This is a genomic window from Extibacter sp. GGCC_0201 (assembly GCF_017566055.1).
In the GTDB taxonomy this organism is placed as follows: domain Bacteria; phylum Bacillota; class Clostridia; order Lachnospirales; family Lachnospiraceae; genus Extibacter.
Window position 1 is genome coordinate 1 of the sequence record NZ_JABFCH010000105.1, and the last position, 238, is coordinate 238.

The window sequence follows — 238 nt, forward strand, 5'->3', positions numbered from 1 at the left end:
CTGTGGGGACACGTGTGGAGAGCACAAGCCGGGAACGGAAAGCCCGGCGCAAGCGAGGTAGGAGTATAGTAGGCAAATCCGCTGTACAATCCGAAGGCGTGACGCGTACCGAACTACGAGTAGGGAAGAGTGTGAGCCATGCGTCAAGAAAAGCCGCTATCGTTCATATCGCGCCCGTACCGCAAACCGACACAGGTAGATGAGGAGAGAATCCTAAGGCCGACGGGAGAAGCATTGT

The 238-nt window shown here is 56.3% G+C and carries 1 rRNA gene; it reads left to right on the forward strand.

Going from position 1 to position 238, the window contains the following annotated elements:
• Positions 1 to 238: ribosomal RNA gene (locus HJV72_RS20565) — 23S ribosomal RNA — on the forward strand; the annotation flags it as partial.